17 protein-coding genes are annotated in these 19,220 nt (G+C 58.1%); all 17 read left to right on the top strand.

Annotated elements, in window-relative coordinates; genetic code table 11:
- Nucleotides 1-76 precede the first annotated feature (76 nt).
- The 17 genes from SSPSH_RS07725 to SSPSH_RS07645 all read left to right on the top strand — a co-directional run bounded on the left by SSPSH_RS07725 (nt 77) and on the right by SSPSH_RS07645 (nt 19,190).
- Nucleotides 77-2,248 (top strand): malate synthase G, encoded by a 2,172-nt coding sequence (locus SSPSH_RS07725; RefSeq protein ID WP_006912189.1) that lies wholly within the window; start codon nt 77-79, stop codon nt 2,246-2,248.
- A 341-nt stretch (nt 2,249-2,589) separates the two neighbouring features.
- On the top strand, nt 2,590-3,240 hold the full coding sequence (locus SSPSH_RS07720) for an RHS repeat domain-containing protein (RefSeq protein WP_006912188.1): 651 nt from the start codon (nt 2,590-2,592) through the stop codon (nt 3,238-3,240).
- A 128-nt stretch (nt 3,241-3,368) separates the two neighbouring features.
- Nucleotides 3,369-4,085 (top strand): hypothetical protein, encoded by a 717-nt coding sequence (locus SSPSH_RS18700; RefSeq protein ID WP_021031572.1) that lies wholly within the window; start codon nt 3,369-3,371, stop codon nt 4,083-4,085.
- A gap of 674 nt (nt 4,086-4,759) precedes the next feature.
- A complete protein-coding gene (locus tag SSPSH_RS18975) occupies nt 4,760-5,545 on the top strand; it encodes an RHS repeat domain-containing protein (RefSeq protein ID WP_161627821.1) in 786 nt (261 codons plus the stop codon).
- Nucleotides 5,542-6,843, top strand: a complete 1,302-nt coding sequence (locus tag SSPSH_RS07705) for an RHS repeat-associated core domain-containing protein (protein ID WP_161627820.1) — start codon at nt 5,542-5,544, stop codon at nt 6,841-6,843. The genes SSPSH_RS18975 and SSPSH_RS07705 overlap by 4 nt, the downstream gene beginning before the upstream one ends.
- On the top strand, nt 6,833-7,159 hold the full coding sequence (locus tag SSPSH_RS07700) for a hypothetical protein (RefSeq protein ID WP_006912184.1): 327 nt from the start codon (nt 6,833-6,835) through the stop codon (nt 7,157-7,159). Before SSPSH_RS07705 ends, SSPSH_RS07700 begins: the two co-directional genes overlap by 11 nt.
- Nucleotides 7,160-7,521: 362 nt before the next feature.
- Nucleotides 7,522-8,583 (top strand): transposase, encoded by a 1,062-nt coding sequence (locus SSPSH_RS07695; RefSeq protein WP_006912183.1) that lies wholly within the window; start codon nt 7,522-7,524, stop codon nt 8,581-8,583.
- Entirely contained in the window at nt 8,502-8,753 is a 252-nt protein-coding gene (locus SSPSH_RS07690) for a type II toxin-antitoxin system prevent-host-death family antitoxin (RefSeq protein ID WP_006912182.1), read from the top strand. The genes SSPSH_RS07695 and SSPSH_RS07690 overlap by 82 nt, the downstream gene beginning before the upstream one ends.
- Nucleotides 8,750-9,004 (top strand): Txe/YoeB family addiction module toxin, encoded by a 255-nt coding sequence (locus tag SSPSH_RS07685; protein ID WP_006912181.1) that lies wholly within the window; start codon nt 8,750-8,752, stop codon nt 9,002-9,004. The genes SSPSH_RS07690 and SSPSH_RS07685 overlap by 4 nt, the downstream gene beginning before the upstream one ends.
- 3 nt (nt 9,005-9,007) lie before the next feature.
- The gene (locus SSPSH_RS07680) at nt 9,008-9,283 is read left to right on the top strand and encodes an RHS repeat domain-containing protein (protein ID WP_006912180.1); all 276 of its coding nucleotides are present in this window, start codon (nt 9,008-9,010) and stop codon (nt 9,281-9,283) included.
- Nucleotides 9,284-9,966: 683 nt separating this feature from the next.
- Nucleotides 9,967-10,236 carry a DUF4212 domain-containing protein gene (locus tag SSPSH_RS07675; protein ID WP_006912179.1) on the top strand — a complete coding sequence of 90 codons (270 nt, stop codon included), beginning with the start codon at nt 9,967-9,969 and terminating at the stop codon, nt 10,234-10,236.
- A 9-nt stretch (nt 10,237-10,245) separates the two neighbouring features.
- On the top strand, nt 10,246-12,012 hold the full coding sequence (locus SSPSH_RS07670; RefSeq protein ID WP_006912178.1) for a sodium:solute symporter family protein: 1,767 nt from the start codon (nt 10,246-10,248) through the stop codon (nt 12,010-12,012).
- 224 nt (nt 12,013-12,236) lie between these two features.
- On the top strand, nt 12,237-13,490 hold the full coding sequence (locus tag SSPSH_RS07665; protein WP_006912177.1) for a DUF445 family protein: 1,254 nt from the start codon (nt 12,237-12,239) through the stop codon (nt 13,488-13,490).
- 24 nt (nt 13,491-13,514) lie between these two features.
- Nucleotides 13,515-14,264, top strand: coding sequence for an Abi-alpha family protein (locus SSPSH_RS17875; RefSeq protein ID WP_006912176.1), 750 nt, complete (start codon nt 13,515-13,517; stop codon nt 14,262-14,264).
- A 150-nt stretch (nt 14,265-14,414) separates the two neighbouring features.
- Nucleotides 14,415-17,309, top strand: coding sequence for a PAS domain-containing protein (locus tag SSPSH_RS07655; RefSeq protein WP_021031567.1), 2,895 nt, complete (start codon nt 14,415-14,417; stop codon nt 17,307-17,309).
- A gap of 184 nt (nt 17,310-17,493) precedes the next feature.
- On the top strand, nt 17,494-18,285 hold the full coding sequence (locus SSPSH_RS07650) for a M23 family metallopeptidase (protein WP_006912173.1): 792 nt from the start codon (nt 17,494-17,496) through the stop codon (nt 18,283-18,285).
- A 536-nt stretch (nt 18,286-18,821) separates the two neighbouring features.
- Entirely contained in the window at nt 18,822-19,190 is a 369-nt protein-coding gene (locus tag SSPSH_RS07645; protein WP_006912172.1) for a hypothetical protein, read from the top strand.
- Nucleotides 19,191-19,220: the final 30 nt, after the last annotated feature.

The raw sequence follows: 19,220 nt of genomic DNA, 5'->3' as shown, positions 1-19,220 counted from the left end.
TGTTATGATGCCGGCCTGACAAATTTTCGTGACCCCTCGCCAGGACGGTCGCGATAGGCAAAAGAAAAGGCGTTTTATGACCGACCGTATCGAAAAAGCGGGCCTGCAGATTGGCAAGCCCTTGCATGATCTGATCGAAAAAGCCCTGCCGGGCACCGGTGTCGATTCCGACACGTTCTGGCAGACGCTGGCTTCGCTGGTTGCCGAGTTTGGCGATCGCAACGCGCAGCTGCTCCGTCATCGCGAAGACATCCAGGAAACCCTGGACAAGTGGCACCGCGAGCATCGCGGCGACGCCTTCGACAAGGGCGAATACCGCAAGCTGCTCGAAGAGCTGGAATATATCGTCGGCGATGTGGGCGACTTCCAGGTGTCGACCGATAACGTCGACCCCGAGATTGCCACCGTGCCGGGTCCGCAGCTGGTCGTGCCGATCACCAACGCACGTTTTTCGCTCAACGCGGCGAACGCGCGCTGGGGCAGCCTGTACGACGCGCTCTACGGCGCCGACATCATTCCCGAAGACAACGGCGCCGAGAAGGGCACGAGCTACAACCCGAAACGCGGCGCCAAAGTGGTCGAATGGGCGGCCAAGTTCCTTGACGACACCTTCCCGCTGGCTGACGGTTCGCATGCCGACGCCACCGCGTATCGCATCGACAACGACACGCTGGCCGTGGATGTCGGCGATAGCCACACCACGCTCAAGGACAGCAAGCAGTTTGCCGGTTATCAGGGCGACGCCGCGTCGCCGAAAGCCGTACTGTTGACCAACAACGGTCTGCATTCCGAAATCCAGATCGACTCGAACGATCCGGTCGGCAAGGATCATGCAGCCGGCGTGAAAGACGTGCTCATGGAAGCCGCCGTCACCGCCATCCAGGACTGCGAAGACTCGGTCGCCGCGGTCGATGCCGAAGACAAGGCGCTGGTGTACGGCAACTGGCTCGGCCTGATGAAGGGCGACCTGCAGGAATCGCTTGAGAAGGGCGGCAAGACCATCACCCGCAAGCTCAACGACGATCGCGAATACACCGCGCCTGACGGCTCCACGCTTACGCTGCCCGGCCGCAGCCTGATGCTGGTGCGCAACGTCGGCCATCTGATGACCACGCCGGCGGTGCTCGACAGCGAAGGCAACGAAATTCCGGAAGGCATTCTGGATGCGCTGTGCACCGGTACGATCGCTATCCACGATCTCAAGCGCAACGGTCCGCATACCAATAGCCGTGCCGGCAGCGTGTATATCGTCAAGCCCAAGATGCACGGCCCGGCCGAGGTCAACTTCACGGTCGAGCTCTTCGAAGCCATCGAGAAGGCCATCGGCATGGCGCCGAACACGCTCAAAGTGGGTATCATGGACGAAGAGCGCCGCACCACGGTCAACCTCAAGGCCTGCATCAAGCAAGCCCGCGAGCGCACCATCTTCATCAACACCGGCTTCCTCGATCGCACCGGCGACGAGATGCATACCTCGATGGAAGCTGGTCCGATGCTGCCGAAGGGCGAGATGAAATCGCAGCCCTGGCTCAAGGCGTATGAAGACAACAACGTTGATACTGGCCTGAGCGTTGGCCTGCGCGGCAAGGCGCAGATCGGCAAGGGCATGTGGCCCGCGCCAGACAACATGGCCGACATGATGGAAGCCAAGATTGGCCATCCCAAGGCCGGCGCCAACTGTGCCTGGGTACCGTCGCCGACCGCCGCCACGCTGCACGCGATCCACTATCATCGCTGTGACGTGCTGGAACGCCAGGCCGAGTTGGAATCGCGCAACGAGGATTATCTCGACGACCTGCTCACGATTCCGTTGCTCGACCGTGAGCTGTCGGACGACGAGATCCAGAAAGAACTCGACAACAACTGCCAGGGCATCCTGGGTTATGTCGTGCGCTGGGTCGATCAGGGCGTGGGCTGCTCCAAGGTGCCGGACATCACCGACACCCAGCTCATGGAAGACCGCGCGACCTGCCGTATCTCCTCGCAGCATGTGGCCAACTGGCTGCACCACGGGGTGACCAACGAACAGCAGGTCCGCGAAACCCTCGAGCGTATGGCCGCGGTGGTGGATCGCCAGAACGAAGGCGACGCCAACTACCACAACATGGCGCCGAACTTCGACGATTCCGTAGCCTTCCAGGCGGCCTCCGACCTGATCTTCAAGGGTCTGGAACAGCCCTCCGGCTACACCGAACCGGTCCTGCACGCGCGCCGTCGCGAGCTCAAGGCCAAGCGGGCCAACGGCTGATACCCGCCACACGCCCGTTATGAAAAAGCCCGGCTTCGCGGCCGGGCTTTTTTGTGGGTACACATATTACCCTGTGGTTTTGCTAGTTTGTCAGCGGTATACGCTAGTACCGGCGTGCGCTTGTACGGGGATGCTCAATTAGCGTGAGCGAGCGGTATGGGGCGTGCGAATCGATCTTGATAAGGTCTGTAAGAATCAGCGGGATTTAATGTTGTTATTGAACAGGATGCGGCGTATTGCCGTATCGGGGTTGGCGAGCTTTCTGATCGTGTTGGGGGCGCCGATGGTTTGGGCGAATCCGGACGGGCCGGATCAGCCGATCGAGTCGTCACAAGGGGTTGATGCGGGGGCGGGTCCAAGCCGGTGGGCAGACCATTGCGATCCGGATCGAGCGCGACAACAACGATAATGACACGGAATACCTGCACCGGGATCATCTCGGCTCGATCACGGCCATGACCGACAGCTCGGGCGAGGTGCAGAACCACTTCTCCTACGACGCGTTTGGCAAACGCCGCTTCGACGACTGGTTTGCCAACCCCAGCGACTCGTTGCTCTATGATCTGGCGATCGAGCCCAGAAGAGGCTTCACCGGCCACGCGCATCTGGACAATGTTGGGCTGATCCATATGAACGGGCGGGTGTACGACCCGATTTTGGGACGGTTCACGTCGCCGGATACGTATGTCCAGTTCCCGGAGACCACGCAGGGGTTCAACCGGTATACCTACGTCAATAACAACCCGTTGTCGTATACCGATCCCAGCGGGCATTTTATTGGGGTTTCCGCGGCTGCGATCGGGAGCTTCATTGCAGCGAACTCGACGCAGATTGCGGTATCAGCCGCCCTCATTGCCGCCGGGGAAGCGTTTGATGAGCCGCTATTGACGCAAGTGGGGTTTGCGGTGCTCGCGCCGGTCTCGGGGGTAATCCGTTCGGCGCGGCGGCGATTGGTTTCGGCTCGGGCTTTACTGCCAGTGGAGGGAACCTGAAGGCTGGCCTTTATAGCGCGGCGACGGCAGCGACCTTCAGTGCTGTCGGTGGATCGTTTGAAGAGGGTGGGCTTGGTTTCGATGCTGTCGGGAAGGATGGGGTTGACCGCCTCATCGCGAAGGGTGTCGTGCACGGTCTGGTCGGTGGCGCTGCCAGCGATCTTCAGGGTGGGAGTTTTACCGATGGTTTTGTCGGGGCGGCAGTTGCCGAAGCTGGTGTTGGCGCCATAAACGTCGAGGGTGTCGCTGCCAATGTTATCGCGGGTGCGGTCATCGGAGGCACGGCATCTGAGCTGTCCGGTGGTAAATTTGCGAATGGGGCGGTTACCGCGGCATTTGCCATAGGGTTCAACGCTTGTGGACATCCGACTTGTCCGAAAGGCGACGCCCATCTTGGTTTAGGTAGCGATGGCGCGGCGCCGCCCAAATTAGACGCTGGCTACTATCCAATACGTGTGGATGCCGTATCAATTGACATAGGGCTCGCTTCGTACGGGTTTGGTGATATTTATGTTTTTGCTCCTGATCAGATTCTGCAATACTCATACATCAGCGTTGGCGGCGGACTAGGTGGCGGAGCCAGCGCGCAGCAAAGTATTGGTGTAGCTAGAATTGCCTCTTCATCTGCGTTAGAAGGAGCTGGCGTGTCATATAACTTGACAGGCGTAATGGGCACTGGTCCCACAGCGGGCGTGTCGACAGCGATAGGAGCTAAAGCACTTACTGGAACTACTGGAGTGGCTGCCGGGTATAATCTTGCGGTAGGAGTCGATTTAAATGTTACCTCTTATCAAAAAAGTTATTCGTACGATAATCCGCCGGTAGGTTTGGTAAGGAAGCCATGATGTCTATTCTGGATATTTTGGTTGCCGCGATAATTTTCCAGTTCTTGTTTTTGTTTCTGCTTTCTTGCGTATATACGTTTTTGGTTTTGAAGCACACTAATTGGAGTATTTTAAAAAAAACGGAAGGCGTAATCCCGTACGTTATGTCTGGTCTGTGGTCTAAGCAGAAATTGCGAAAATTCATTAAGGAAGAAAAGATAAGTAATATACTAAGCCTAAGATTTACCTTGATAGCAGTGCTTATTATCGCTTTGTTGTTAGTCGTTATTGATCAGGTTTATCTCTGGAGTGGGCTGTTTGTCTATGACTAAATTTGACATTCAGCACAATGACGGTCGTACATAAAGCGATGGATTTAGTCTGACCTGCCGCGTTCCTTGGGCGCAAGGCGGGGTCAGATAATCTCTTGGATTTCCGGCCGGCCGAGCGGTATTTCGGCCTGAGATAGCTGTCCCGATTTATCAACGCGGCATGAAAATACCTGAAGAAAATCAGGCTGTATATTTCACGAAAGCATTCTGAAAGTGAGTTATGGGGTCAAGTCTTGTATCGTGCGCACAATGTAAGACCTGACCCCGGCCGCGTACGGCTACCTGAAAACGGTCACGGATGCCGACACCAGCGACCCAGTCGTTTACTGGCAGGCCAACGCCCGCGACGCCCGCGGTAATCTCGTGGAAGTGGCCCTGGGCAACGGCAACACCACCATCCGCGACTACAACGCCGCGACGGGTTATCTGGAGAGTGTTCTGACCGGCACCACCCTCGGCACTGAAGCCCAATCGTTGAGCTTTGCCTGGGACAAGGTCGGCAACCTGATCTCGCGCACTGATGAAAACCAGAACGGTCTGGTCGAAGACTTCCAGTACGACAATCTCAATCGTCTGATCCAGGCCACGATTACGCAGGGTCCGAGCTATATCGAACCGCTGTATGTCGACTGCGACGACATCGGCAATATCGTCTATAAATCTGACGTGGGTGAATACAACTACAACACCCGCCCCCATGCCGTCAGCGAAGTCATCGACGGCCCGCGTAACGCCACCTACAGTTACGACGCCAACGGCAACATGACCAGCGGTGCCGACCGGGCCATCCAATGGACCGCCTTCAACAAACCGCGGGCGATCGTGCGGGATGCCAACCCGCCGAGTGGCACGTTCTACAACGGCGGCACGCTCTCTATGCCTCGAACGCCTCCGCGTTCTTCTACGGCCCGGATCGCAGCCGCTACAAGCAGTTGCGCAACCAGGAAACGAATGATGGTTTCCTCCAGTCCACGATCATTTACGTCGGCGGTATATACGAACACCACGACAACGCAACAAAACCGCACGAAGACCGCGCCTATATCCAGGCCGGTGGCCAGACCATCGCGATCCGGATCGAACGCGACAACAACGACAACGACACGGAATACCTACACCGGGATCATCTGGGCTCGGTCACGGCCATGACCGACAGCTCGGGCGACGTACAGAACCACTACTCGTACGACGCGTTTGGCAAGCGCCGCTTCGACGACTGGTTTGCCAACCCCAGCGACTCGTTGCTCTATGATCTGGCGATCGAGCCCAGAAGAGGCTTCACTGGCCACGAGCATCTGGACAACGTCGGGCTGATCCATATGAACGGGCGTGTGTATGACCCGATTCTGGGTCGGTTCACGTCGCCGGATACCTATGTACAGTTCCCGGAGACCACGCAGGGGTTCAACCGGTATACGTATGTCAATAACAATCCGTTGTCGTATACGGATGCTAGTGGGCATCTTATTGATCCGGTCACCGTGGCAATTATCGGGGCGGCGATTGCTGCCACCGGCGAAGTCCTGGATGAGCCGCTACTTACGCAAGTGGGGTTTGCGATCATCGGCGCAGCGACGCCTGGGTTCCTACCCTCAGTGGGCGTCGGCTTTGGCTCGGGATTTGCCGCGAGTGGCGGCAACCTAAAGGCCGGCCTTTATAGTGCGGCTACTGCGGCTGCCTTTGCGGGCGTACATGCCGGCTTTGAATTGCCGGGCGTTACAGATGTGCTAGGCGGGCAGGGCAGCGCGGGCTACTATGCTGCAAAAGCCGTTGTGCATGGTGTCGTGGGTGGTGCCTCAAGTGATCTGCAGGGCGGTAGCTTTACAGATGCATTTATAGGTGCCGCAGCGTCCCAGTTTGCGACCGCGAAGTTCAATGCGGAATTCAAAAATACTAGCCCTGCTGGAGAAGTAATTATTGCAGCAACGATAGGCGGAACCGCTGCGGAGCTTTCGGGCGGAAAGTTTGCAAATGGTGCGGTAAGTGCAGCATTTGCCAAAGCTTTTAATGACCTTGCGTTTGCGAGCGGGGATCCTGAGTACACAGAATATAAGATAGTCGATGGGAAAATGGTGCGACAAGACCTAAACGGTCATTGTGCGACCGCAAGGTGCGCGATGATGGCAGGCTCTATGAACCACGAAGGCGCCGCGACGAAACAACATGATAAGGCGGTTCTCGATCAGACTTTGTTCAGAGTCCAGGTCGCGTCGACGCCGTTTGCGGTCTTGGCGCCATTCACGGTAGCGGGTCGAGTTGCTAACGGTGTATTAATTGGTGCAGATGCTATTGGTTTTGCGGCTGAGCCGAGCTTAGAAACAGCTCTGCCGCCGTTAGTAGGGGCGGGTGTAACTGGTACGGCAGCGCGTGCCGGCTTTGGCGCAGCTTCTGATGGGATGGGAATCGGGGCAAGTATAGTGACCGATGGATTGCACGGTGGCTACTAGCCGCTCATTGAATAAATTGGCCTGGGCTTTAGTATTTATTCTCACAATACTCTATGTCTTGATGACCTGCTTTTGGGAAGGTTTAGTGGCCATGAACTTTGTTGCCGCGGCTTTTCTAGCGCTAGGTTTAATGAATATTCGGGGCTATCTTGCTCAGACCACTATCCTGATTCCTTATGCATCAATTAATTTAAAAAAAGAGAAAAGTGATGTCTATCCACTATTCGCTTTATTGGTATCTGCGCTAATGGTCTGGGTTGGAATCGATTACGCTCTTTATGTTTTTTTTAAATGGTCGATCCTTGATTTTGAATAAGCAACACCCGTTCTGTAAAAACGCGATCCTGACGTTGGCGTAATCGGTCTACTCGCTATCGTCCTCGTTCATGTTCAGATAACGCCGCCCGATATCCGGGGACACGATATCCGGATATCCGGGGACAGTATGAGGCGTCCCGGCTGTAACGGACACCCAGATCAGGAGACAATCCTGACGGAGGTGCTCAATGACCGAACGACAAACGTTTTCAGCCGAATTCAAGCGCGAAGCTGTCCGCCTGCTGGAGAGTGGAGACCGGAAAGCCGCTCCTTTAGCCCGGGATCCATATGACGAACCATATGACGGGGTCAGGTCTAGCTAAGTAGCATTGATTCCCAAATCAAGCTAATGTCGGGCGTATGGCCCGCCCCATCCGAATCGAGTTTTCTGGCGCGTTGTATCACGTGACTTCGCGCGGTGATCGCCGAGAGGCGATTTACGAAGACGACACGGATCGCACACGTTTTCTCGAAACTCTTGGGCAGGTCGTGCAAGACTTCAACTGGGTGTGCCATGCCTATTGTTTGATGACCAATCACTACCACCTGGTCATCGAGACACCGGATGCCAACCTCTCCCGGGGGATGCGTCAACTCAATGGCGTCTATACCCAGTACAGCAACCGTCGTCATCGACGCACGGGTCACCTGTTTCAAGGCCGCTTCAAGGGCATTCTCGTCGACGGTGATAGCTATCTGCGGGAGTTGTCGCGATATGTTGTTCTCAATCCCGTTCGCGCACGTATGGTCAATCGACCCGGCGAATGGCCCTGGAGTAGTTACGCCGCGATGATGGGCATCGTGCACTCGCCCGCGTGGTTGGCCACGGACGGGCTATTGGCCGCGTTTGGAAAGCGTCGTAGTGTCGCCCGCCAACGATACAAGGCCTTTGTTTTGGACGGAATTGACGCGGACTCGATCTGGCGCGATCTACAGGCCCAGTCGTTTCTTGGCGATGACGAATTCGTCGCTCGTAGCCTGAAGCATGCCAATGTTCAGGACGACGTCAATATTCCGAAGTCCCAGCGACGGGCGCCACCGCCACCGCTAGATCTAATTGCCCGCAGGCACGCCACGCGCGAAGAGGCGATTGTGGCGTGCCATGCGAGTGGCGGATACAGCTACACGCAGATTGCAGACCACTTCGGCGTGCATTTCACGACGGTGGGTCGGATCGGGGTCGGATCGTGCGAGCCAGTAAATCGGCTAAATAGTACGATGATAAACCTGACCCCGGCGATTTCCGGCGATTTGTGTGACCCCGGCGATTCGGCTGATTGCCAAATCGTGAGGCGTACAATATCCTGTACAGGAATATATATAGGTACAGGGATGCTTCTATGGATGCCATCAGCTACACGGCCGCGCGAACCAATCTGGCGAGAACGATGGAGCAGGTCTGCGAAGATCATTCGCCCATGATCATTACCCGGAACAAGGCACGATCCGTGGTCATGATGTCTCTTGAAGACTATGAAGCGTTGCAGGAGACGGCGTATCTTCTGCGTGCGCCTAGGAATGCCCGTCGTTTGCTGGAATCCGTTGCCGAGCTGGAGCGTGATGGAGGCCAGGAGCGAGCGCTTATTGAATGAGGATCGTTTTTTCGGAAAACGCCTGGGCGGACTATTTGTATTGGCAGCAAACTGACAAAAAGATCCTGCGTCGAATCAATAAGCTGATTAAAGAGATACAACGAGAGCCGTTTAACGGTGTGGGCAAGCCGGAACCGCTTAAATATGGCCTCGCTGGCTACTGGTCCCGCCGAATTAACGAAGAACATCGTATCGTTTACCGGGTTGCCGACGGCGCTTTGCTCATTGCGCAGCTTCGCTACCACTATTGATTCATGCCGCTAGGGTCGGCCACTGCCAAGACCGACAGCTCGGGCGACGTACAGAACCACTACTCGTACGACGCGTTTGGCAAACTCCGCTTTGACGATTGGTTTTCCAATCCCAGCGACCCGCTGCTCTACGATCTGGCGATCGAGCGCCGAAGAGGCTTCACCGGCCACGAGCATCTGGACAACGTTGGGCTGATCCATATGAACGGGCGGGTCTACGGCCCGATTCTGGGGCGGTTCACGTCGCCGGATACAGTTCCCCGAGACCACGCAGTATGAGGCGTCCGGGCTGTAACAGGCTCCCAGAGCAGGTGGACAACCCTGACGGGGCGTCATGACCGAAAGACAACCGCTTGCAGTCGACGCCCGGGTGAGATTAATAGCCGCCGCGACCCAGCGCCTTTCGGTTCAAATTGCCGCTTCTAAAAATATCGGTGCGGCCTGAACGGTTGAAGTCAGGCCGCTATTTTGGTCATTCGGCCGCTGGAAAAGCTGATTGACTGCATTCCTGTGTTCGCGCGGCGATGTCGTCCGTTGATTCGTAAATGGTCGCGGTTAGTTCAATGATGACCGATTTGGGCGCCATATCGGTCGCGGTGCCGCCGGGTAATTGATCCGGCGCCAGAAAAGCTGCGCCTCTCAGCTGTTTCCCACCTCATCGACCCAACGTCGGGGCACTTTCGCCGGTCGTTTTTCAAGCGGTGCGTTCGTATACGCGGCCTGCCAACCCTAAACGTCTTCTGGTGGTATGCCGGCTGAGTAAGCCCGAAGCATCGATGAAGGTTGGTTGCTCACGGCGTGGGCTGAAAGCGTTAAAGCTCATGCATGCTCAATACAGTTACTTCTTCGACGCTTTTTTCGGCTTTGGCTACCCAAATGGTTGAATAGCCGAAAGTCTCATTGTCGCTTCTCCACCGCTACCCGAGGATGGTTGCGGACAATTCATAACAATGGAGGGGGATATGTCCGATCGGCCATCAGATGCGGCCGCGGCGTACTGGCAAGCCAATATCCGGCTTGTGCTCAAGCTGCTGGTCGTGTGGTTCGTGGTGTCCTACGGCTGCGGCATTCTGCTCGTGGACGTGCTCAACAATTTCCATATCGGTGGCTATCCGCTGGGGTATTTCTTTGCCCAGCAGGGCGCCATTTACGTGTTCTTGTTCCTGATCTTCTTCTATGCATTTCGCATGAACAAGATCGATCGGGAATTCGGCGTCGAAGAAAAGGAATAGAGCGCACCCATGGATACACAAACCTGGATTTATCTTGCGGTGGGCGGCAGTTTTCTGCTGTATTTCGTCATCGCGATCGCCTCGCGTGCGGGGAGCACGGAGGACTTCTATGTGGCCGGCGGTGGTGTCGGGCCGGTGGCCAACGGCATGGCCACGGCCGCGGACTGGATGAGTGCGGCCTCGTTCATCTCGATGGCCGGGCTGATCGCCTTTCTGGGCTATAACGCCTCGCCCTATCTGATGGGCTGGACCGGTGGCTTCGTGCTGCTGGCACTGCTGCTGGCGCCGTATCTGCGCAAGTTCGGCAGCTTTACGGTGCCGGCGTTCGTGGGCGCGCGCTATTACTCCAACGTGGCGCGTACGGTGGCGATCATCTGCCTGATCGTGGCCTCGATTACGTATGTGATCGGGCAGATGAAAGGCGTGGGCGTGGCCTTCGGACGTTTTCTGGAGGTGGAGTTCGAAACCGGCGTATTGATCGGCATGGGCGTGGTCTTCGTCTATGCGGTGCTTGGCGGCATGAAGGGCATCACCTACACCCAGATCGCGCAGTACATCGTGCTGATTTTCGCGTTCACGGTGCCGGCGATCTTCATCTCGATTCAGCTCACCGGCGTGCCGTTGCCGCAGATCGGGCTGGGTTCGACCATGGCCGATGGCAGCGGGGTCTATCTGCTGGAAAAACTCGACGGGGTGATTACCGAACTCGGTTTCGACCGATTTACCAACCCCGAGCATTCGACGCTGAATATCTTCATGCTCACCTTGTCGCTGATGATCGGTACGGCAGGCTTGCCGCACGTGATCATCCGCTTTTTTACCGTGCGCAAGGTCAGCGATGCGCGTAAGTCGGTGGGCTGGGCGTTGTTCTTCATTGCCATTCTCTACACCACCGCGCCGGCGGTCGGTGCAATGGCACGCTTGAATCTGATGGAAACGGTACAGACCGGCCCGGTGGGCGAGGCCAATTCCAATCTGGAATACGAACAACGCCCGCAGTGGTTCAAGACCTGGGAAGGCACGGGCCTGCTGGGCTTCGAAGACAAGAACGGCGACGGCCGGATCCAGTACTACAACGACAAGAACCCCGAGTTCCAGGCCACGGCCGAAAGCAATGGCTGGCAAGGCAATGAAATGGTCAATGTCGACCGTGACATCATGGTGCTTGCCAACCCGGAAATCGCGCAGCTGCCGGCATGGGTAATCGCGCTTGTGGCAGCGGGTGGTGTGGCTGCTGCGTTGTCGACAGCGGCCGGGTTGTTGCTGGCCATCTCGTCGGCCATTTCGCATGACCTGCTCAAGAGCATGCTCAGGCCCGATATCAGCGAGAAGGGTGAGCTCATGGCGGGCCGTATCGCCATGACCGGGGCGATTCTGGTGGCCGGTTATCTGGGCATCAACCCACCCGGGTTTGCGGCGGAAGTGGTGGCACTGGCGTTTGGCTTGGCAGCCTCGTCACTGTTCCCCGTGCTGCTTATGGGCGTGTTCTCCAAGCGCATGAATCGGGAAGGTGGTATCGCCGGCATGCTGGCCGGGCTGACCGTGACCATCGTCTATATCTTCTTGTACAAGGGGGTATTCTTCGTGCCAGGTACAAACCTGTTTGCGGACGATGCGTCGAGCTGGATGCTCGGTATTCAGCCGGAGTCGTTCGGCGCCATCGGCGCGGCGATCAACTTCATCGTGGCCTTCATGGTGTCCCGTGTAACGCCCCCGCCGCCGGCGGAAGTGCGGGAGCTGGTCGAGAACGTGCGTATCCCGGGCGTGTTGCGCTAGAACCGCACTTGCCACGCGAGTGCATCGACGGGCCCCGCTTTGCGGGGCCTTTTTAGTGGTTAACCGGAATCAAGCTCAAAAAATTGTGCACGACAGGCGACAGCACTCGTTAATGGCTGTATGTTAATTCGAAAACGCGATCTTTTCCGAGCCGGTTTGCCGGCCGCCGAATCGCGAAAATAAAAATAAGACTTGCCAGTGCAGGACACGAGGAGACCGGCTTCATGATGGACTTGGCGTTTCTGGGAACGGCGACGTTCTGGAAGTATGCGTCCATGCCTTTTATCAGCGCGATAATCGGCTATATCACCAACCGCGTCGCGATCTGGATGATGTTTCATCCGATCGAGTTCGTCGGTATCTGGAAGCCGTTTCTCGGCTGGCAGGGTATCGTGCCGCGCAAGGCCGCCAAGATGTCGGCAATAGCGACCGATACCATCACCGAGAACCTGATCGATAGCGAAGAAATCTTTTCGCGGCTGGATCCGGATGCGGTGGCCGAAAAACTCACCGGCCCGCTCAATGAAATGACCGCGGATCTCGTCAATGAGGTGATGGAACAACATCACCCCAGCGTCTGGGCACGCACGCCCGAGGCCGCCCGCGACACGATCGTCGCGCGTGTCCAAGCCGCTGTGCCCGGGGCGATTGCCGATACGGTGCGCGACCTGCGTACGGACGTGAACCAGGTTTTCGATCTGAAGGATATGGTCGTCACCAACCTGGTACATCACAAGGAATTGATGAACCGCATCTTCCTGGAAACCGGCAAGGAGGAGTTCAAGTTCATCGCCCGCTCTGGCGCCTATTTCGGCTTTCCGCTGGGTATGGTTCAGATGTTCGTGTGGATGTTCTTTCAGCCGTGGTGGCTGCTACCGGTGTTCGGCATGCTGGTGGGGTGGTTCACCAACTGGGCCGCGCTGAAGATGATTTTCAATCCCAAGGAAAAGCATCGCATCGGCCCGTTCGAACTGCATGGGCTGTTCTTTAAACGCCAAGCCGATGTCGCTCGTGCTTATGGCGATCTTGTGGCCAACGAAGTGCTCGCGCCAGCCAATATTCTCCAGCAAGTGCTCAAGGGGCCGTACTCCGATCGAATCTTTACCATCATCGCCCATCATGTAGGCGAAGCGGTGGATGAAAGCGCGGGGCCGGTGGGCTCATTCATGAGCTGGACCGTGGGCGACGTGAACTACATCCGGCTCAAGCAAACTGCGGTCGAACGTCTGATCGAGTACACGCCCGACGCGCAGGGCAGCGCGTCACCAACGATGCAGGAATTCATCAGCTATACGAATCGCACCATGGCGATCGAGGATACGTTGGTCGAGCGCATGCGTCAGCTCTCGCCACGCAAGTTCGAAGGCATGCTGCGTCCGGCGTTCGAAGAAGACGAATGGATTCTGATCGCTGTAGGTGCGGGCCTGGGTCTGGCGGTTGGCGTATTCCAGTTTATGGTCCTGTTCGGCGGCGGATAAGCCGGGAACGGCAAGGAGGCCTGTGTGAATCAATACGATTATGAGCAGCAGCGCTACGATGCGTTCGCGCCGGAATTCGAGGCGGAAGAAACCGCCCCGCTGCCGCTGCATCTGCTGCGTCGAACCGCGTTATGGCTGGGCCGCCGGCCGGTGGCCGGGCTGGGCATTCGAGCGTTGCGCCGTGCCGAATACCGCGCGCTCAAGAGCCTGGGAGATCGTCTCGACCGCGCCGGCATCCGCCCGGCCGATCCGCTGGGCAACTCGAGCCCGAATAGCGACACGCTGCCTGCCCAGATTTTTGCCGAACTGCTCGATGCATCGCGCGGTACCGACCAGCAGGCCATCGAACAGGATTTCTACGTTCGCCTGCTGCGCCAGCTCAACCCGTCGCAGGCACGTATCCTCGTATTGATGGCGGATGGCAGCACCTGGCCGATGGTTCATGTCAATGCCGGTTCATTGCCAGGGCTTGCGAGCACGCGTGTGTTATCTTATGCATCCAGCGTTGGCAAGGAGGCCGGCGTTCTTCTTCGCGCACAAGTACCGAACTTTATTGCCCATATGTATTCGCTTGGCTTGCTTACGGTCGGCCCAGAAGAGCGTGAACTCGAGCCGCAGTACGAGATCCTCGAGGCGGATACACTGGTGCGCGACGCGATGGGGTATATCGAGGACGAACTCAATCAGTACTCGAACATCGAGCGCTGCACCATCCGATTGAGTGAATTCGCCGAGTCGCTGTGTGCGGTCGCCTTGCCTGAGGGACGCTCTTAACCGGACTCGCGGCGGGGCGGTTTGGCCGCGCGATCGAACCCACCTGCCATTGGGGGCGTTCATGGCGCATTAATTGTATAATGCGACTATGTTATCGATATTTAGCCGATGTGAACGACGCGATCGCGTCTGGGATTGGCGGGCCGCCCGATGCAGCTGAGCGGCATTGAAATTCTCGAACGCCATGCCCGCGCGGGTATCTGGTCTTTCGACCTGGAAACACAGGCGATCCATTGGTCCGACGGTATCTATGCGATCCACGGCCTCGATCGCGCGAGTTTTACCCCGCAACTCGACTCGGCCCTGTCGTTCTATACGTCGGAGTCGCGGGATGCGCTCAGCCAGGCGATAGACCGGGCGCAGCGCCAGGGCAGCGGTTACAGTCTCACGGTCGAACTGATACGTGCCGATGGGGCCCGGCGCCATGTTCAGGCCATTGGGCAAGTGGAACTGCGCGACGGCCAGCAGCCTTTGCTCGCCGGCGCGCTGCTCGACGTTCACGATCAGGTCAAAGAGCGCAATATCAGCGCCGCGCGTGAACGCCGCCTTGCCGTGGAAAACAAACGCTGGCGTACGGCCGGTGAGAACGCCGGGCTCGGCCTGATCGACATCGACCTCTACGAGGATCTGTACCGCGTCTACGGACGCTTCAATAGCCGCATCGGGCTCAGCCATGCCGACGAATCGGCGATCGATCGCGACAAATGGTATTCGTGGATTGGCGAGAACGACCGACGCGAACGCAAAAAGCGTATCGATGCTCATCTCGAGGCGAATACGGCCGACTACAGCTGCGAGTATCGGCTGCAGCTGCCGGGCCGTGACCCGGTGTGGCTTCGCGAGCGGGGCAGGCTTGTCGATACCGACGAAGGCCGGCGTATCGTCGGTACCGTGTCCGACATCACGGCCGAGCGTGCTGCGCAGGATGCCCTGCGCGTTTCGAAACGCCGCCTCACCCAGACCCTGACGCAGGCGCCGACCGGCATCGCGCTTGTATCGCCGCAGGGGCGCTGGCTTACCGTCAACCGGGCGCTGTGCGAGATTCTGGGTTACGACGAGCTCGAACTGCTGGAGCGAACGTTTCAGGACATTACCCACCCGGACGACCTCGAAACGGATCTCGACTACGTGGACGATCTGCTCAGCGGGCGCAAGCTGACCGGGCGTATGGAAAAACGCTATTTTCATAAACAGGGCCACAGCGTCGACGTGCAGCTTGACGTTTCCCTGCTACGCGACGATGCCGGCGAGCCGCTCTATTTCATCTGCCATATTCAGGATATTTCGGAGAGCAAACGCACCCTGCACGAATTGTTCGAAGCCAAGGAACTGGCGGACATCACGTTCGAGTCGATTGGCGAGGGCGTGATTCGCATCGACGTGAATGGGCGTATCTCCGAACTCAACTCCGCCAGTGTGCAGCTGCTGGGTGGCACGCGCGAACAGATGCTGGGCGAATATTTCGGCGATGTCGTGCGCTTCTACGATCCGGACGACGAAGTCCCGATCGATGACCCCATGCCGCGCGTTCTGGGCGAGGGCGATCGCGTGCGGGTGCCGATCTTCACGCGCCTGCGGCGCCGCGACGGCGAGTTCATTTCCATCGTCGATTCGATTTCGCCCATTCATGACGAAACCGGCGACGTACGCGGGGCGGTATTCGTGTTTCAGGACATCAGCGAAGCACGGCGTGTCACCCAGGAGCTCATGCACGAAGCCAGCCACGATCCATTGACCGGTCTACCCAATCGGCGCGGGTTCGACGAAGCGCTTGCGCGTACATGGATGCGCGTACAGCAGGGCGCCCTGCATGCGTTCGTCATGTATCTCGATCTGGATCATTTCAAGGCGGTCAACGATATATGCGGGCATGCCGCGGGCGATGAGCTGCTCCAACAGATCGCCCAAGCCATGTATTCATTGCTGCGCGATAGCGATGTGCTCGCCCGATTGGGCGGCGATGAGTTTGCGGCGATCGTGCACGCGGGCGATGCCGACGGGGCACGGGTCGTGGCCGACAAGATCATCCAGCGCGTGCGTGACTATGAGTTCACGTATGACGGCCGTAGTTTCGAGGTAGGGGTGAGTATCGGGGTGGCGGAACTCGATCGGGGCCTGGACTCCACGGATTCCGTTTTGCTCCATGCCGACACTGCGCTCTATGCCGCAAAAAATGCGGGCCGCAATCGCTACGAGTTTTATCAGGATAGTGCTGCTGAAGGCGATCAGGCAGTGGCAAACCTGGGTGCGCTCGAGCTGTTGCAGCGCGGCTTGGACAAGGATGAATTCATCCTGTATCTGCAGGCGGTAGTTGATGGGGACGGTACGCCTGTAGGCTACGAGGCATTATTACGTCTGTCCGAGCCCGATGGCGTGATTCGGCCGGAAACATTCCTGCCTATCGCCACCCGGCTGGGCATGATGAGTCGTATCGATCGTTGGGTGCTGCGTCATGCGCTGCACCTGATCGAAGCCTACGAACAACGGGCCCTATGGCCCGAGGGCTGTTATCTAAGCATCAATATCAGCCCGATCAGCGTTGCCGATCCGTTATTTCATGCTGAACTGATCTCGATGCTGGATCAGCATGAGGTTGGAGCCGGGCGATTGGTTTTCGAGGTCACAGAAAGCGAGGCGCTGTTCGGAGAACACTATCCGCAGCTGATACAAAACCTGCGCGATCGCGGCTTCGAGGTCTGGCTTGACGATTTTGCCGGCGGTCATACCGGTTTCGATATTCTCAAGCATGCCTCGGTCGATGGCATCAAGATCGATCGCGCATTCGTGCGTAATCTCGAGCACGAACCGATCGATCGTGCCGTGTTGCGCTCGATTGCCGATGTAGCGGCCACGCTTGATATCAATATCATCGCCGAAGGCGTTGAGACACAGGCGGCGCGGGAACTGCTCAAGCGAGCGAACGTGCGTCAATTCCAAGGCTATTATTTCCACCGGCCGGAACCTGTCGAGGCGGCGCTCGTGCATACAGCGGCGCTGTCAGAGCGCTCGGTGAGCTCACTATCGGTCACTACACCGCGCGTATGAAGCCGGCCGCGTTTCGCGGCTAGCGCGCTCGTGATGCGCGCGCGTTGTCGCTTGGCATGCGGCGAGTCGGTTTCATTCGCTGAACAACATATTTACCAAGGTGCCGACATTGATCAAATCGACGAACCCAGCGGCTGTGACGCTGCGTAGCGTGACCTTCGTGGCCTTCGTGGCGTTTTGGCTCATGTGCGCTTCGCTTGCGTGGGCCGAACCCGCTGCCGATAGCGAGATTGTCGTCCCTGCCCATGTGCAGCAGGGGGCGCTGGTCTATGCGCGCGTGCCGCCCGATAGCCGGGTGACCTACGACGGGCGCCGGCTCGATGTCACCGATTACGGCACCGTGGTGTTTGGTATCGGCCGCGACGCGTCCGGCAATGCTCGTTTGCACGTAGCGCCGCCGCGGGCGGCCGAACGCGTCGTGGACGTTGAGATCCGGCCCCGCGATTGGCCGATCGAGCGCGTCAATGGTGTACCGCCGAAGACGGTTTCGCCGCCGCCGGATATTGCACGCCGTATCGCACGCGAGCAGCGGAAAGTCACTGCGGCGCGTGCAAGCACGACCCACGGGCTTGGGTTTGCCGAGCATTTCATTTGGCCTGTGCGCGGGCGTATCAGCGGCCGATTCGGCAACCAGCGAGTCTATAACGGGACGCCGGGATCAGCTCATTCCGGCATGGATATCGCAGTTTCCAAGGGCACACCGGTCAAAGCGCCGGCGGCGGGCACCGTAGTGCTCGCCGAGCCGGACATGTATCTCACCGGGGGCACGATTCTAATCGACCACGGTTATGGCGTTGGCTCGAATTTCCTGCATTTGTCCAAGCTTGATGTTGCGGTCGGCGACACGGTCACGCAGGGCGATATTATCGGAGAAGTCGGTGCCACCGGTCGGGCAACGGGGCCCCACTTGCACTGGGGCATGACCTGGTTTTCCACACGCATCGATCCATTGTTGGTATTGAAGCGCGGTAGCTAGTGTCGCTAAACCGAGCGGCGCTTCAAGTCGGGCGCTGACGCCGCCGCGGGGAGTGCGCACGTGGAACGCCGTTGCATAGACATGGATCTCGCAAGTACGCACCGCCCGAGCGCGGTTCGGGGCGAAATCCGCAGCTTGGTGTGACAACCGAACACAACGTTGGCCAGCCTGTCGGGACCCGACAAAATAGGCTGATATCCACGGGAGAGATTGCGGTATTTCGTGCCCAGCCTGAGATTGTCTGGGTGTCCACGAGACGGGCCAAGTTCGAGGGCGGAGGGCAAGCCATAAATTTGCCTCGCCAATCGCTTGCAAGGCGGTGTAGGGGGGCCAAGCTGATGACTCAGCCGTCTAAGTTGAGTCGAAGGCCCCGCTAGGGCTCGTATTTCGCCACCGATTATCAAAATGCCTTGCTCTGTCGCATGCCTGTCACCTGTGCGGCGCACCCTATCGGGCATTCGACGTGATGACTGCCGCGATCTGCTGACGCCTGGTCACTAACGTCGCCTTCTACCTATCGATCATGAGGTGGCTTCATGGTTACACCTGTCGAACCTTACCCGGATGAGCTGTACGCGTTTCTTGCTGCCATGGCGCAAAAGTACTTTCCGGCGGGTTGTTGCGCCGAAATCGAGCTTGCCGAACGCATCGCAGCGCGAGTAATGACAGTGGGTACGTATCGCGATGTGTGCGAGTTGGTCGACCTGGCCGGGCGCAACTATTTGCGCGAGGTATTCACGACCTCGCCAAGACATTGGTTCAGTGCGCCGGCGCGCGAGTATTGGACGCGCCATCTCGATGTTGCCCGAGGCGTAGCACGCGGACGTGCGCCAGCCACCCTGGCGCCGCCCACGACAGGCCACGCCTACGACAGGAATGTCGGCGCTCGAGCCCTCAAGCACTAGCGGGGAGTGCACCATTCGTTCTGTAAATTG

It is taken from the genome of Salinisphaera shabanensis E1L3A, from assembly GCF_000215955.2.
Lineage (GTDB): Bacteria > Pseudomonadota > Gammaproteobacteria > Nevskiales > Salinisphaeraceae > Salinisphaera > Salinisphaera shabanensis.
This window is presented reverse-complemented; position numbering and strand designations above follow the sequence as displayed.

Coding starts and splice junctions, on each gene's coding strand:
- SSPSH_RS07690 (WP_006912182.1), top strand. CDS start 8,502: ATGGATGCCATCAGCTACACGGCCGCGCGAACCAATCTGGCGAGAACG.
- SSPSH_RS07685 (WP_006912181.1), top strand. CDS start 8,750: ATGAGGATCGTTTTTTCGGAAAACGCCTGGGCGGACTATTTGTATTGG.
- SSPSH_RS07655 (WP_021031567.1), top strand. CDS start 14,415: ATGCAGCTGAGCGGCATTGAAATTCTCGAACGCCATGCCCGCGCGGGT.
- SSPSH_RS07725 (WP_006912189.1), top strand. CDS start 77: ATGACCGACCGTATCGAAAAAGCGGGCCTGCAGATTGGCAAGCCCTTG.
- SSPSH_RS07680 (WP_006912180.1), top strand. CDS start 9,008: ATGCCGCTAGGGTCGGCCACTGCCAAGACCGACAGCTCGGGCGACGTA.
- SSPSH_RS07720 (WP_006912188.1), top strand. CDS start 2,590: ATGCGGGGGCGGGTCCAAGCCGGTGGGCAGACCATTGCGATCCGGATC.
- SSPSH_RS07670 (WP_006912178.1), top strand. CDS start 10,246: ATGGATACACAAACCTGGATTTATCTTGCGGTGGGCGGCAGTTTTCTG.
- SSPSH_RS07650 (WP_006912173.1), top strand. CDS start 17,494: ATGTGCGCTTCGCTTGCGTGGGCCGAACCCGCTGCCGATAGCGAGATT.
- SSPSH_RS07665 (WP_006912177.1), top strand. CDS start 12,237: ATGATGGACTTGGCGTTTCTGGGAACGGCGACGTTCTGGAAGTATGCG.
- SSPSH_RS07675 (WP_006912179.1), top strand. CDS start 9,967: ATGTCCGATCGGCCATCAGATGCGGCCGCGGCGTACTGGCAAGCCAAT.
- SSPSH_RS07705 (WP_161627820.1), top strand. CDS start 5,542: ATGACCGACAGCTCGGGCGACGTACAGAACCACTACTCGTACGACGCG.
- SSPSH_RS07695 (WP_006912183.1), top strand. CDS start 7,522: ATGGCCCGCCCCATCCGAATCGAGTTTTCTGGCGCGTTGTATCACGTG.
- SSPSH_RS07645 (WP_006912172.1), top strand. CDS start 18,822: ATGGTTACACCTGTCGAACCTTACCCGGATGAGCTGTACGCGTTTCTT.